Origin of the sequence: Citrobacter sp. CK191, assembly GCF_030333435.1 — a bacterium.
In the GTDB taxonomy this organism is placed as follows: Bacteria; Pseudomonadota; Gammaproteobacteria; order Enterobacterales; family Enterobacteriaceae; genus Citrobacter_B; species Citrobacter_B koseri.
Genome location: NZ_JAOWFX010000023.1, coordinates 95,246 through 108,577 on the forward strand (window position 1 = coordinate 95,246; position 13,332 = coordinate 108,577).

The window sequence follows — 13,332 nt, forward strand, 5'->3', positions numbered from 1 at the left end:
GATCTGGTGGCAGACATTGCCACCATCTTTCACTGGTCGCCGTCCATCACTGACGTTATGCCGCTGACTGATGTGCTGGAGTGGCGGCATAAGGCAATTCAGCGAAGCGGGGCCAGCGATGAGTGATAATAACCTGCGACTGCAGGTAGTTCTGGGGGCGGTGGATAAGTTAACCCGCCCATTTAAAAATGCACAGGCTGGCTCTAAGGAGCTGGCATCAGCTATTCGACAAACCCGCGATCAGATTAAAAAGCTGAGTGATGCTGGAGGTCAGCTTAAATCTTTCGATCAGCTAACTCAAAGTGTTAGCCGTACTGGTGCCGAACTGGATCAGGCGAGGCTACGCGCTCAAATGATGACGCGCGAAATGTCATCTTTGGAATCACCGACAAAAAAACAAACGCAGGCGCTTGAAGCTCAGTGGCGTGCTGTTTCACGTCTTGAACAAAAACAGCAACAGGAAACTCGCCAGATGGCGGCAGCCAGGGCTGAGCTTTATCGGCTGGGGTTATCTGCTGGGGGCGGAGCGCGTGAGACGGCACGGATTGCACGAGAAACTGAGCGGTATAACCGACACTTGGCTGAGCAGGAGCGCAGGCTGCGTGAAGTTGGCGAGCGTCAGCGAAAGCTCAACGCCATCAAAGCCAAGGCTGAAAAGACCCGCGAGTTAAGGAACTCTCTGGCAGGTAATGGTGCAGGGGCGATGGCGGCTGGGGTAACTACTGGCATGACGTTGCTGGCTCCAGTAAAAGCCTATTCAGAATCAGAAAATGCAGCGAATCAGCTCGCCGGTTCAATGATGGGGCCGGGCGGAAAGGTAGCGCCTGAATTTGAAAAAATTAACCGGCTTGCAGTTGCTTTGGGCGATAAGCTGCCGGGAACAACAGCCGACTTTCAGAACATGATGACTATGCTACGCCGTCAGGGTATGTCGGCGCAGGTCATCATGGGCGGCTTGGGAGAGTCAGCAGCTTATCTTGGCGTGCAGTTACAGATGGCTCCCACTGCAGCAGCTGAGTTTGCGGCTAAGTTACAAGATGCTACTCAGACCTCCGAAAAAGACATGATGAATCTGATGGACGTGATCCAGAAAGGATTCTACGCAGGGGTAGATTCAGGAAATATGCTGCAGGGGTTCTCAAAAATCAGCAGCGCGATGGATATTATTCATAAAAAGGGATTGGACGCGGCTAAGACATTTGCTCCTCTATTAGTTATGGCTGATCAGGCTGGTATGGCTGGAGAGTCAGCTGGTAATGCCTACCGAAAAGTATTTCAGTCCGTCATGAATACGGAAAAAGTGAAGGATGCTAATGATGAACTAAAAGGCACTGGCGTTAAGTTCGATTTTACGGATGGCAAGGGGGAGTTTGGCGGGCTGGAGAAAATGTACACGCAGTTAGCTCAACTCCAAAAGCTTAATACTGAGAAAAGGTTAGCTACTCTAAAAGGTATTTTTGGGGATGATGCGGAAACGCTGCAGGTGCTAAATATTATGATTACCAAAGGCATCTCAGGCTATCGTGAAACGGCTTCAAAGTTACAAAATCAGGCTTCTCTACGCGAGCGTGTTGATGCCTCCTTGAATACTCTTGGTAATAAATGGGAAGCCGCTACAGGTTCCTTTACCAATGCTATGGCTAGTATCGGTGAAACAGTTGCCCCAGCATTAAAGAAGCTGGCAGACTGGTTGGGTGAACTGGCTTCGCGTCTGGATGGTTTTGTTAAACGACACCCACAATTGACCTCTGCGCTGTTTAAGCTGGCAGCAGGCTTTGCCATTGTTGCAACCGCCGCTGGGGTTGTTTCACTGGCGCTGGCGTCCGTGTTAGGGCCGATGGCAGTAGTGCGAATGAGCGCAGGGGTGATGGGGCTAAAATTTTCATCTGCATTTGGTCTTATTGGGAAAGCAATCAGTTCTGTTGGCAAGTCAGTTATATGGCTGGGCCGATTGATGTTTGCAAATCCTATACTGGCCGTCATTGGGCTGATCGCCGCTGGTGCAATTTATATCTGGCAGAACTGGGACACGCTTGGGCCAAAATTCAAGGCAATGTGGGATGCCGTATGTAATGCCACAAGTACGGCATGGGATTGGATTAAAGAGAAGGCCAGCGCCGCATGGGAGGGGATTAAGTCACTGTTCTTTAATTATACCTTGCCGGGATTAATAGCTAAAAATTGGGATTCAATAAAATCTGGCGTTTCTGAAGCGTGGGCCAATATCAGACAATCTATTAGTGATAAATGGAATTCGATCCTGGCTGATGTTGCCGCGCTTCCTGCGAAGTTTCAGGACATGGGCAGCGCCATTATTGACAGCATTCTCGATGGAATTAATGCCAAATGGGAGGCACTCAAAAGCAAGCTTTCCTCAGTCACCGATTATCTGCCTGACTGGATGACCGGAAATAATAAAATACAAGACAAAGCACAGGTGCAGGTGGTTGGTGGAGCTGCGGCTGCTGCCGTTCCGTTTGCCGGGATGTATGACAGTGGTGGGATTATTCCGCGCGGTCAGTTCGGTATTGTTGGGGAGAACGGCCCTGAAATTGTGAACGGACCCGCAAATGTGACCAGCAGGCGGCGCACTGCCGCGCTGGCTTCCGTCGTTGCAGGTGTCATGGGCGTAGCGGCAGCGCCTGCAGAGGCTGCTCCACTACATCCTTACAGTCTGCCTACTGTAGCATATAAACAAAGCCAGCCTGCGAAATCTGCCAGCGCGCCGCCAGTGATGCACTTTGAAACTCACGCGCCGATCACTATCTACGCTCAGCCAGGGCAGAGTGCGCAAGATATTGCCCGTGAAGTTGCCCGACAGCTTGACGAACGCGAGCGCAAGACCAGGGCTAAAGCACGCAGTAATTTCAGTGATCAAGGGGGATATGAATCATGATGATGGTGCTGGGGTTATATGTCTTTATGCTGCGTACAGTGCCATATCAGGAGCTGCAGTATCAGCGAAGCTGGCGACACGCCGCCAACAGTCGGGTGAACCGACGACCATCAACGCAGTTCATTGGCCCGGATAATGACTCGCTGACGTTATCTGGCGTACTGCTGCCGGAGGTCACCGGGGGCAGGCTGTCATTGCTCGCGCTGGAGCAAATGGCAGAGCTGGGCAAAGCATGGCCCCTGATTGAGGGAAGCGGGACCATTTACGGCATGTTTGTAATCGAGAGCCTGAGTCAGACAAAAACGGAATTTTTTGAAAGCGGAATGCCTCGCCGTATTGAGTTTACGCTGACCCTGAAAAGGGTTGATGAGTCGCTGTCTGATATGTTCGGCAGTCTCAGCGATCAGCTCAGTAACCTGCAGGACTCTGCAACGTCTGCGATAGGTAATATTAAAAATACTGTTGGAGGGTTGCTGCAGTGAATTTTAGCTCTGATCTTTTTGACCTGAACAGCAAAAGCCCGGCTTTCAGTATCACTATTGAAGGTAAGGACGTGACAACCGCGCTGGATGCGCGCCTGATGAGTCTGACGCTGACCGATAACCGGGGTTTTGAGGCTGACCAGCTTGATCTGGAGCTGGACGACGCCGACGGGCAGATCGTTCTGCCGCGACGTGGTGCTGTTATTCAGCTGGCGCTGGGGTGGAAAGGACAGCCGCTTTTCCCGAAAGGGGCGTTTACTGTCGATGAGATTGAGCACAGCGGTGCTCCTGATCGTCTGACTATCCGTGCCCGTAGCGCTGATTTCCGTGAAACCCTCAATACCCGGCGCGAAAAGTCATGGCACCAGACAACCGTTGGCGATGTGGTAAAGGAAATCGCAGCGCGGCATAACCTTAAAATGGCGCTGGGTAAAGACCTGACGGACAAGGCGCTGGATCACATGGACCAGACCAATGAAAGCGATGCCAGTTTCCTGATGAAGCTGGCGCGCCAGTATGGGGCGATTGCTTCCGTTAAGGATGGAAACCTGTTGTTTATCCGGCAGGGGCAGGGAAAAACGGCGAGCGGTAAGCCGCTGCCGGTTATCACCATTGAGCGTAAAGTCGGTGACGGTCATCGTTTTACCCTAGCTGATCGTGGTGCCTATACCGGCGTAATTGCCAGCTGGCTGCATACCCGCGAACCTAAGAAAAAAGAAACAATCAAGGTTAAGCGCCATCGGAAGAAAACCACCGCGCCAAAAGAGCCAGAAGCAAAACAGGGTGATTATCTGGTGGGAACGGATGAAAACGTACTGGTTCTAAATCGTACTTACGCAAACCGCAGCAATGCTGAGCGTGCGGCAAAAATGCAATGGGAGCGCCTGCAGCGTGGGGTTGCGTCATTCTCGCTGCAGCTCGCAGAGGGCCGGGCAGATCTCTACACCGAAATGCCAGTAAAGGTGAGCGGCTTTAAACAGCCTATCGACGATGCCGAATGGACCATTACAACGTTGACCCATACGGTCAGCCCGGATAATGGTTTTACTACCAGTCTGGAGCTAGAAGTAAAGATTGATGATATAGAAATAGAATAAATGAGTTCTCAATATTGATTCTTTGTGTATCATTATTGAGGACTTAATGGCAGCGGAGAAACTCAAGATGATGAATTGTCCAAAGTGTGGACACTCAGCGCACACTAGGAGTAGCTTTCAGGTCACTGATAGCACAAAAGAACGGTACTGCCAGTGTCAGAATATCAATTGCGGTAGCACCTTTGTCACTCATGAAACAGTAGTGCGGTTTATCGTTACGCCAGCCCTAGTAAATAACGCTCCTCCTCATCCAGCAGCAGGCGGACAAGGCCACATGAATTTTTGAAGAGTCTTTATCACCATTTGGCTTACAAATGGAGTGTCGTTAGAACTGAGTAGCGTTTTCGATGATATTGGCTTTATAGGCTTTCTCTTGTTCAAAAGTCATAGAGCCACTTTTCTTACACTCATTCCCGCCAGCATCAATTTTGTAACCTTGATCGCGTGTGACGTTCAGAAGCGTGACCCTTTTTATTGTCTCCGGCTTCCATTTATTCATGAAATAGTCATTACATATCCAGTCAAACATGGCGGTGGCCATATCCTGCGTCACTTTTGAACGGTCATATCTGACAGTGAGTTCACCATTTTTAAGACTATGCTCACGAGCATTTGTGCCAGCAATGACATTATCAATCGAAACCGGAATCTTGTCTGCATAGGAGCTGGCGCTGGTAATAAGTAATAAGGCAATTAGAGATTTTTTCACGTCGGTAGTCCCTTTAATGGATAAATGTCTGTCGCCATTTTGCCGCCACTACTAAATAAAAAGGGGCTACGTTTTCACGTAACCCCTTGTTTTATTTGGTGGAGCTGGCGGGAGTTGAACCCGCGTCCGAAATTCCTACATCCTCGGTACTACATGCTTAGTCAGTCTTTACATTCGCCTGGCACCTGCGGACGGACACGCCACTACCAAACTAGCCTGATTAGTTTTAACGCTTCAACCCCAGGCAGGGCATCCACGCGATCTCTTTTGGGTTTGACCTCTCTTTGATCCCCGTCTTAAGAGCGGAAGCTAGGGAGAGAGGGCTCAGAGCAGGTTATTAAGCTGCTAAAGCGTAGTTTTCGTCGTTTGCGACTATTTTTTGCGGCTTTTTACGAGGCCAACCGCCCCTCGGCATGCACCTTGGGTTTCGCAAATCCCGTCGAATCCAGAATCAGCCCCAATGTGTTACGTTAAGTATAACAGAGTTGTGACACGCGTGACCAGCCCCCGATTTTCCTTATCTTCAAGGATTTACCGCTCATTTCGCGTGATGGAACGATTTGCTTAAATAGCCAGCAACGAAAGCGGTGTTATCAGGGAACGTTTAGCGGCCTGCATTCTTCATGATGCGGGCTTTATCCAGTTGCCACTCACGCTCTTTCAGGTCTGAGCGTTTATCATGCTGTTTCTTACCTTTTGCGACGCCGATTTTCACTTTGCACCAGGCGTTCTTCCAGTACAGTGAAAGCGCGACGACGGTATAACCTTCACGATTGACGCGTCCGTACAGGGAGTCGAGTTCGCGTTGGTTCAGTAGCAGTTTACGGGTGCGAGTGGGGTCGCACACGACGTGCGTTGAGGCGACGGCCATTGGCGTAAAGTTTGCGCCGAACAGGTACGCTTCGCCATCCCTGAGAAGGACATAGCTATCGCTAATATTCGCTTTGCCCGCGCGCAGGGATTTAACTTCCCAACCTTGCAGGGCGAGTCCAGCTTCGAACTCTTCTTCAATAAAGTATTCGTGTCGGGCGCGCTTATTCAACGCAATAGTGGCTGAGCCAGGTTTGTGTGCTTTTTTCTTCGTCATAATGCCGCTCAGTATAGGTAATCTGAAATCGAAAAACACCCCATTTCATCCTGCGGGGGATAAGGCGTTATCTTAGCATGAACCTGCGTAGGCCCTGTTGAGGTATAGCGTTTTTTTTACCTGGGGATAAATGGTATTATTTGTTCGATTTATGTTGATGGAAATTGCTATGCCTCAGATTAGCCGGACCGCTTTAGTCCCTTATAGCGCGGAACAGATGTATAAGTTAGTGAATGATGTTCAGTCCTACCCTCAGTTTTTGCCGGGATGTGTCGGCAGCCGTGTGCTGGAATCGACGCCGGGTCAGATGACGGCGGCCGTGGATGTGTCTAAGGCAGGGATCAGCAAAACATTCACGACACGTAACCAGTTGACGAATAACCAGAGCATCCTGATGCATCTGGTCGATGGCCCTTTCAAAAAGTTGATTGGCGGGTGGAAATTTACGCCGCTCAGCCAGGAAGCGTGCCGCATCGAGTTCCACCTTGATTTTGAGTTCACCAACAAGTTAATTGAACTGGCGTTTGGCCGCGTCTTTAAAGAGCTGGCTTCTAATATGGTGCAGGCGTTCACCGTTCGGGCCAAAGAGGTTTACAGTGTCGGCTAAAATTGTCGTCGAAGTGGCGTATGCGCTGCCCGAGAAACAGTATTTACAGCGTGTGACGTTGCAGGAAGGCGCGACGGTTGAAGAGGCGATTCGTGCTTCCGGTTTGCTGGAACTGCGCACCGATATCGATCTCGCTAAAAACAAAGTCGGTATATATAGCCGCCCGACAAAACTTGCCGACGTGGTTCATGACGGCGATCGGGTAGAGATCTATCGACCGCTGATTGCCGATCCGAAAGAGTTGCGCAGACAGCGAGCGGAGAAATCGGCAAATAAATAATCATGGATGCCTGAACGCTTATCAGGCCTGCATTCTTTCGGCAAAGCGGGTTCAGGTTCGTCAATAATTAAAAAAGGTGCCAATGGCACCTTTTTTAACACCAGAAAACAATCTTACTTGTTGTCGGTCAACGCTGGCTTATTGTCGATGTTGGTCAACACGCCGTTGCTGTTAAAGGTCAGCGTTAAGGTTTGTTGCGTTACGCCTTCATGACCCGGTTGCTGACGGAACACATAGAACCATGTGTTAGTGCCAAAAGGATCGGACATCATCGGTGTACCCAAAGCATAAGCAACCTGCTGTTGCGTCATACCGACGCGCACTTTGGCGACATCGTTAGCGGTCAGATAGTTCCCCTGGTTGATGTCAGGGCGGTAAACCACTCGCTCCAGAGTGGAACAGCCTGCGGTCAACATCAGTAGTACTGCTGCGGCAGCAGTCAGCGTTTTACAGCGCATAGTGATTTGATTCCTTTTCGGGCCCGAGCAGTACGCGGCTCATATGTAATATGCCGATGATAATAGACCTTTCACCACTTTAAAACCTTTTGGTGTCGGGTCTTACGGCGATTTTGTTTTGTACTCAGACCTTAAAGGGTCAAAAAAGTTTACGCAGCCAACAGTTCTTTCGCATTTGCGAGGGTATTACGCGTCACTTCGCTGCCGCCAAGTAAACGAGCCAGCTCCTGTAACCGCGAGCGTTTATCCAGCGACTGCATATGCGTTTCGGTCATGGCGCCGTCCGTTTCTTTGCTGACAAAGAAGTGCTGATGACCACAACCGGCAACTTGCGGAAGGTGGGTGACGCACATTACCTGAGTTGACTCACCTAACTGGCGCAGCAGTTTGCCGACAACGGCCGCAGTAGGGCCGCTGATACCGACATCGACTTCATCGAAAATGAGCGCCGGGGTTTCCATTTTACGGGCAGTGATGACCTGGATTGCCAGCGCGATACGGGACAGTTCGCCCCCGGAAGCGACCTTTGCGATTGGCTGCAATGGCTGACCCGGGTTTGTGGTGACTTTAAACTCTACGCGGTCGGCACCGTCGCTGCTCAGATGATGCTCATCAAATTTCACATCAATAGTGAACCGGCCATGTGGCATCGACAGCGCATGCATGCTTTCGGTGATCAACTGCCCCAGTTCCTGCGCGTCATGCTGACGCTGAGTATGCAGCGCTTTTGCCGTTTCCAGCGCCTGCTGGCGATGTTTGTTCACCGCCAGCGTCAGGGTTTCCAGTGAGTCGGCCTGATCGTCAAGCTGCTGCTGTTCTTCGAGCAGTGACTGATAAAACTGCGGCAGCGCTTCCGGGCTGACGTGATGTTTACGCGCCAGTGAAATCTGCTTAGAAATGCGCTGCTCAAGTTCGAACAGGCGATTGGGGTCTAAATCCAGACGGTCGCAATAGTGACGCAGTTCGTCGCTGGCCTCAGTTATCTGGATTGTGGCCTCCTCCAGCATATCCAGAATGCCAGACAGTTTGCTGTCCATGCCCGTCAGTTCGGTGACTAACTGTTTTGCCGTGTACAGCTGGCTTTGCAGATTGACGTCTTCGCCATCAGCAAGCAACGTCAGCGCATTCTGGCTGGTCGTCAGCAACTGGCCGCTGTTTGCCAGTCGTTTATATTCTTCATCAATTTGCTCAAACTCACCGGGCTGCGGGTTAAATTCGTTCAGTTCTTTCAACTGATATTGCAGCAGCTCCATACGTGCGGCGCGTTCCTGGCTTTGCTGTTGATGATGCGCCAGATCGCGGCAGCTTTGATGCCACAGTTGATAGCGTGAGGACATTTCCTGAATCAGAAGCGCTTCGTTGGCGTAGCCGTCGAGCAGGGATTTTTGATGTTCAGACTTGGTCAGTAGCTGATGCGCATGCTGGCCGTGAATTTGAATGAGCAACTGGCCCAGTTCCCGTAACTGGGAGAGAGGCACGGCGGTGCCGTTGATGAAGCCGCGGGAGCGACCGTCGCTGCTAATGACGCGGCGAAGTAAGCACTCACGCCCTTCTTCCAGTTGGTTTCCTTCCAGCCAGCGCAGCGCTGCTGGCGTATCTTTCAGTGAGAAGCGGGCGCACAGGTCTGCGCGGGTTGCTCCCACCCGCACCATGTCGGCGTCTGCACGGCCACCCAGACACAAGCCGAGCGCATCAATCGCAATAGACTTACCCGCGCCGGTTTCACCGGTAATGACGGTCATTCCGCTCTGGAAATCGATCTCAAGTTCACGAACGATAGCAAAATTGCTGATGGTCAGTTGTGCCAACATAGCTGTTTTCCTGTATGAAAAACCATAACTGTGATTACATACAGTATAAACTGGTTTTTTATACAGTAAAGAGGGCGACGTTAAATTAGAATAATTTTTTTGACCAGCCTAGTTTTGTGCTTAATGTGTTGAAATAACTGTAATCTTTAGGGTGTATCAGGTTCAGGTGGTAGTCACAGCGGCGGATCAATACATCTTCGCCTTCCTGTATGGGCAGGGCAATCTGACTGTCGCAACTGATTTCGAGGTCGCTACGGCGGTGTGAGAAACGCAAACGAATCGTGCTGCTGCCGTTAATGACCAACGGGCGTGCGGATAGGGTGTGCGGGAACATCGGCACCAGCGTGATGGCGTCCAGCGACGGCGTCAGAATGGGGCCGCCCGCCGAGAGTGAATAGGCGGTGGAACCGGTCGGCGTGGAGATGATCAGGCCATCGGAACGCTGAGAAAAGGCGAAGGTTTCGTCGATATACACTTCAAATTCAATCATGTGCGCCACTTTTCCCGGGTGCAGCACGACTTCATTGATGGCGGTACTGATGCGTTTCTGGCAGTTTTGCTGGCAGACCTGAGCTTCCAGTAAAAAGCGTTTCTCGGCGATATAATGGCCTTCCAGTACGTCCGCGAGTTGTTGCAGGGCGTTGTCCGGGTCAAGGTCGGTCAGGAAGCCGAGATTGCCACGGTTAATGCCGATCACTTTGATGTCATAGCGCGCCAGCGTGCGCGCCGCGCCGAGCATATTGCCATCCCCGCCGACAACGACGGCGAGATCCGCCAGTTGACCAATTTCCGCCAGCGTGCCGGTTTTTACATTTTTCAGCTGTAATTCGTGGGCGATCTGTTGCTCCACGATGACCTCGTAACCTTTTGTGCATAGCCAGCGGTAGAGCATTTCATGTGTCGTCAGTGCAGTGGGGTGACGTGGATGTCCCACAATGCCAATACACTTGAAATGATTGTTCATTTTCTCGAGGTCCTTGTAGCGAAGATTGATGACAATGTGAGTGCTTCCCTTGAAACCCTGAATCTGATCCCCATAATAAGCGAAGTTAGCGAGATGAATGCGAAAAAAAACGCGGAGAAATTCATGAGTAGTAAAGAACAGAAAACGCCTGAGGGGCAAGCCCCGGAAGAAATTATCATGGATCAGCACGAAGAAGTTGAGGCGGTTGAATCAGACGCTTCTGCTGAGCAGGTGGATCCGCGCGATGAAAAAATTGCGAATCTGGAAGCGCAGCTTGCTGAAGCCCAGAATCGCGAACGTGACAGCGTGTTACGTATCAAAGCGGAAATGGAAAACCTGCGCCGTCGTACCGAACTGGACGTAGAAAAGGCGCATAAGTTCGCGCTGGAAAAATTCGTCAATGAGCTGTTGCCGGTTATCGATAGCCTGGATCGTGCGCTGGAAGTGGCGGATAAAGCGAATCCAGATATGGCGTCAATGGTCGAAGGCATTGAGCTGACGCTGAAATCCATGCTGGATGTCGTGCGTAAGTTCGGCGTAGAGGTGATTGCTGACACCAACGTACCGCTGGATCCGAACGTGCATCAGGCGATTGCGATGGTGGAGTCTGAGGATGTTACCCCGGGTAACGTGCTGGGCATTATGCAGAAAGGCTATACGCTGAACGGTCGTACTATTCGCGCGGCGATGGTGACGGTGGCGAAGGCGAAAGCGTAATTTGCCATCCGTAGCGCCGGGTGGCGGCATTCGCCGTACCCGGCCTACAACATTATTCTGAGATACTCTCCCGCAACGGTTTCACCGGCAAGACTTTAACCTGCTTAATCATATTGTCCTGGACGTCGAGAATATCGATATCGTACTGGCCAATGCGCACGCGCGTTCCGGCGATGGGGATCTCTTCCAGCGCTTCCAGAATCACGCCGTTTACCGTTCGCGCATCGTCTTCCGGCAGGTGCCAGTTAAAGGCTTTGTTGATTTCCCGCACGTTGGCGCTGCCGTCGATAATCACTGAACCGTCATTCTGCGGCGTGACCTCTTCCGCCAGCGTTGGCGACATCGAGGTAGTGAAGTCGCCGACAATCTCTTCCAGAATATCTTCGACCGTCACCAGCCCCTGAATATCCCCGTATTCGTTGACCACCAGCCCGACTTTCTTTTTATTACGCTGAAATTTTACCAGCTGCGTGCTGAGCGGCGTGCCTTCCGGGATGAAGTAGATCTCATCGGCGGCGCGCAGCATGGTCTCTTTAGTGAACTCTTTTTTCTCGGACATTAACCGCCAGGCTTCGCGTACGCGCAGCATGCTGATGGCGTCATCCAGCGAGTCGCGGTAAAGCACAATGCGCCCGTGCGGCGAGTGAGAAAGCTGGCGGACGATCGACTTCCAGTCGTCATTGATATCAATGCCGATAATTTCGTTGCGCGGCACCATGATGTCATCCACGCTGACCTTTTCCAGATCCAGCACTGAGAGCAGCATGTCCTGGTTGCGGCGGGAGATTTGCGAGCGGGATTCATTCACGAGCGTGCGCAGTTCGTCTTTACTCAGAGAGCCGCTGATGACGATATCCGTTTTAATGCCCATCATACGCATCAGCAGCCGGGTAATGGTGTTAAGCAACCAGACCAGCGGCATCATCAGCACCTGCAAAGGCGCCAGCAGAAAACTGCTGGGGTAGGCCACTTTTTCCGGGTACAGCGCGGCGATGGTTTTCGGCAGCACTTCCGCAAATACGAGGACGACAAACGTCAGTACGCCGGTGGCAATCGCCACGCCCGCATCGCCGTACAGACGCATACCGACGATGGTGCCGATGGCTGAGGCGAGAATATTGACCAGGTTATTACCGATCAGAACCAGGCTTATCAGTCGATCCGGCTTGCGCAGTAGTTTTTCCACGCGCTTTGCCGGACGGTTGCCCTGTTTTGCCAGGTGGCGAAGACGATAGCGGTTCAGCGTCATCATGCCGGTTTCGGAACCGGAAAAATAGGCTGAAATAACCACCATGATGATCAGTGTGACGATCAGCGTGGTAGTGGAGATATGTTCCAGGGGGTGCTCCTTTAAGACTTAGCTTACAAACTGCTGCAATACGCGGCTGCCGAAATAGGCCAGCGTCAGAATGCCTGCGCCCGCGACGTTAAACCATACGACCCGACGTCCGCGCCAGCCTTCGTGATAATGTCCCCACAACAGAACAATATAGACAAACCATGCCACGATAGAGAGAACGGCTTTGTCGATATTTTCCATGCTGAACAGGTTATGCATGTAAAACAGGCCAGTACACAGCGTGAGCGTCAGCAGCACCACGCCAATCTGCGTGATGTGAAACATTTTGCGCTCAATGCTCATCAGCGGGGGCATTTCATTATTGAACGCCAGCTTTTTGTTTTTGAGCTGATAGTCGATCCATGCCAGCTGCAACGCATACAGCGCGGCAATGATCAATGTGGCGTAAGCGAACAGCGACAGGCCGATGTGTATCATCATACCTGGCGTGGCTTCGAGGTGGGTGATGTACTCGTTCGGCATGAACGTGGCGAAGGCCAGGTTAATCAACGCAAAGGCGTAGACAACAGGCAGCAGCAGCCAGCCGCGATTGCGTGAAGCGACAATTGTCATGACGGTACAAATCATCAGGCTGACCAGCGAACCGACGTTCAGCAGGCTCAGGTTTTGACCGCTTTCGCCGCCGGGCAGGATTCGGGCTTCCAGCGCAAAAGCATGGCACACCAGCGCGATGACCGCAGAAAGGATAGCCATACGCCGCCAGCCGCTGTTTTTTTGCAGCAAAGCAGGAACGATCAGCGCGAGGCTGATGGAATAGGCGACAAGAGCGAGTAAAGCAAAAACGGGCATAGGAGTGTCGACAGTTGGCCAGTGAGAGAGAAGCAGTATAGCGTTACGTGACCGCTGCTCCAACCGTTGCATAAC

15 protein-coding genes and 1 other RNA gene are annotated in these 13,332 nt (G+C 51.6%); 8 read left to right on the plus strand and 8 right to left on the minus strand.

What is annotated here, in order from left to right; translation table 11 throughout:
- The first annotated feature begins 6 nt into the window (after positions 1-6).
- The 5 genes from OGV82_RS06185 (at position 7) to OGV82_RS06205 (ending at position 4,761) form a co-directional block, all read left to right on the plus strand.
- Entirely contained in the window at positions 7-126 is a 120-nt protein-coding gene (locus tag OGV82_RS06185; protein ID WP_000763315.1) for a GpE family phage tail protein, read from the plus strand.
- Positions 119-2,896 (plus strand): phage tail tape measure protein, encoded by a 2,778-nt coding sequence (locus OGV82_RS06190; RefSeq protein WP_286462638.1) that lies wholly within the window; start codon positions 119-121, stop codon positions 2,894-2,896. The genes OGV82_RS06185 and OGV82_RS06190 overlap by 8 nt, the downstream gene beginning before the upstream one ends.
- Complete coding sequence (locus tag OGV82_RS06195) at positions 2,893-3,378, plus strand: phage tail protein (RefSeq protein ID WP_025711954.1); 486 nt, start codon at positions 2,893-2,895, stop codon at positions 3,376-3,378. The genes OGV82_RS06190 and OGV82_RS06195 overlap by 4 nt, the downstream gene beginning before the upstream one ends.
- Positions 3,375-4,475: a phage late control D family protein gene (locus OGV82_RS06200; protein ID WP_286462639.1), complete on the plus strand. Its 1,101-nt coding sequence runs from the start codon at positions 3,375-3,377 to the stop codon at positions 4,473-4,475. The genes OGV82_RS06195 and OGV82_RS06200 overlap by 4 nt, the downstream gene beginning before the upstream one ends.
- A 67-nt stretch (positions 4,476-4,542) precedes the next feature.
- Positions 4,543-4,761: an ogr/Delta-like zinc finger family protein gene (locus OGV82_RS06205; RefSeq protein WP_045901840.1), complete on the plus strand. Its 219-nt coding sequence runs from the start codon at positions 4,543-4,545 to the stop codon at positions 4,759-4,761.
- A gap of 39 nt (positions 4,762-4,800) precedes the next feature.
- Here the strand turns inward: OGV82_RS06205 and OGV82_RS06210 are convergent, their stop codons facing one another.
- The 3 genes from OGV82_RS06210 to smpB form a co-directional block, all read right to left on the minus strand.
- Positions 4,801-5,184 carry a hypothetical protein gene (locus OGV82_RS06210; RefSeq protein WP_286462640.1) on the minus strand — a complete coding sequence of 128 codons (384 nt, stop codon included), beginning with the start codon at positions 5,182-5,184 and terminating at the stop codon, positions 4,801-4,803.
- A gap of 96 nt (positions 5,185-5,280) precedes the next feature.
- Positions 5,281-5,643: a transfer-messenger RNA gene (ssrA, locus tag OGV82_RS06215) on the minus strand.
- A gap of 145 nt (positions 5,644-5,788) precedes the next feature.
- Complete coding sequence (gene smpB / locus OGV82_RS06220) at positions 5,789-6,271, minus strand: SsrA-binding protein SmpB (RefSeq protein ID WP_012134708.1); 483 nt, start codon at positions 6,269-6,271, stop codon at positions 5,789-5,791.
- A 169-nt stretch (positions 6,272-6,440) separates the two neighbouring features.
- Between smpB and ratA the strand changes: the two genes are divergently transcribed.
- Positions 6,441-6,878, plus strand: coding sequence for a type II toxin-antitoxin system toxin RatA (gene ratA / locus OGV82_RS06225; protein ID WP_024130854.1), 438 nt, complete (start codon positions 6,441-6,443; stop codon positions 6,876-6,878).
- Complete coding sequence (locus tag OGV82_RS06230) at positions 6,868-7,158, plus strand: RnfH family protein (RefSeq protein ID WP_012134706.1); 291 nt, start codon at positions 6,868-6,870, stop codon at positions 7,156-7,158. Before ratA ends, OGV82_RS06230 begins: the two co-directional genes overlap by 11 nt.
- Before the next feature lie 113 nt (positions 7,159-7,271).
- Here the strand turns inward: OGV82_RS06230 and bamE are convergent, their stop codons facing one another.
- From bamE to nadK, 3 genes are all read right to left on the minus strand, one after another.
- Positions 7,272-7,616 carry an outer membrane protein assembly factor BamE gene (bamE, locus tag OGV82_RS06235; protein WP_012134705.1) on the minus strand — a complete coding sequence of 115 codons (345 nt, stop codon included), beginning with the start codon at positions 7,614-7,616 and terminating at the stop codon, positions 7,272-7,274.
- Positions 7,617-7,765: 149 nt separating this feature from the next.
- Positions 7,766-9,427, minus strand: coding sequence for a DNA repair protein RecN (gene recN, locus OGV82_RS06240; protein WP_047461871.1), 1,662 nt, complete (start codon positions 9,425-9,427; stop codon positions 7,766-7,768).
- An 85-nt stretch (positions 9,428-9,512) separates the two neighbouring features.
- A complete protein-coding gene (gene nadK / locus OGV82_RS06245) occupies positions 9,513-10,391 on the minus strand; it encodes an NAD(+) kinase (protein ID WP_024130853.1) in 879 nt (292 codons plus the stop codon).
- 123 nt (positions 10,392-10,514) lie between these two features.
- Between nadK and grpE the strand changes: the two genes are divergently transcribed.
- Positions 10,515-11,108, plus strand: coding sequence for a nucleotide exchange factor GrpE (gene grpE, locus OGV82_RS06250; RefSeq protein ID WP_024130852.1), 594 nt, complete (start codon positions 10,515-10,517; stop codon positions 11,106-11,108).
- Positions 11,109-11,160: 52 nt separating this feature from the next.
- On the opposite strand, the gene OGV82_RS06255 is transcribed toward grpE, so the two are convergent.
- Positions 11,161-12,447 (minus strand): HlyC/CorC family transporter, encoded by a 1,287-nt coding sequence (locus tag OGV82_RS06255; protein ID WP_047461874.1) that lies wholly within the window; start codon positions 12,445-12,447, stop codon positions 11,161-11,163.
- 18 nt (positions 12,448-12,465) lie between these two features.
- Positions 12,466-13,257: a cytochrome C assembly family protein gene (locus OGV82_RS06260; protein WP_012134700.1), complete on the minus strand. Its 792-nt coding sequence runs from the start codon at positions 13,255-13,257 to the stop codon at positions 12,466-12,468.
- Positions 13,258-13,332: the final 75 nt, after the last annotated feature.

Coding starts and splice junctions, on each gene's coding strand:
- OGV82_RS06190 (WP_286462638.1), top strand. CDS start 119: ATGAGTGATAATAACCTGCGACTGCAGGTAGTTCTGGGGGCGGTGGAT.
- OGV82_RS06195 (WP_025711954.1), top strand. CDS start 2,893: ATGATGATGGTGCTGGGGTTATATGTCTTTATGCTGCGTACAGTGCCA.
- OGV82_RS06205 (WP_045901840.1), top strand. CDS start 4,543: ATGATGAATTGTCCAAAGTGTGGACACTCAGCGCACACTAGGAGTAGC.
- smpB (WP_012134708.1), bottom strand. CDS start 6,271: ATGACGAAGAAAAAAGCACACAAACCTGGCTCAGCCACTATTGCGTTG.
- ratA (WP_024130854.1), top strand. CDS start 6,441: ATGCCTCAGATTAGCCGGACCGCTTTAGTCCCTTATAGCGCGGAACAG.
- bamE (WP_012134705.1), bottom strand. CDS start 7,616: ATGCGCTGTAAAACGCTGACTGCTGCCGCAGCAGTACTACTGATGTTG.
- recN (WP_047461871.1), bottom strand. CDS start 9,427: ATGTTGGCACAACTGACCATCAGCAATTTTGCTATCGTTCGTGAACTT.
- nadK (WP_024130853.1), bottom strand. CDS start 10,391: ATGAACAATCATTTCAAGTGTATTGGCATTGTGGGACATCCACGTCAC.
- grpE (WP_024130852.1), top strand. CDS start 10,515: ATGAGTAGTAAAGAACAGAAAACGCCTGAGGGGCAAGCCCCGGAAGAA.
- OGV82_RS06260 (WP_012134700.1), bottom strand. CDS start 13,257: ATGCCCGTTTTTGCTTTACTCGCTCTTGTCGCCTATTCCATCAGCCTC.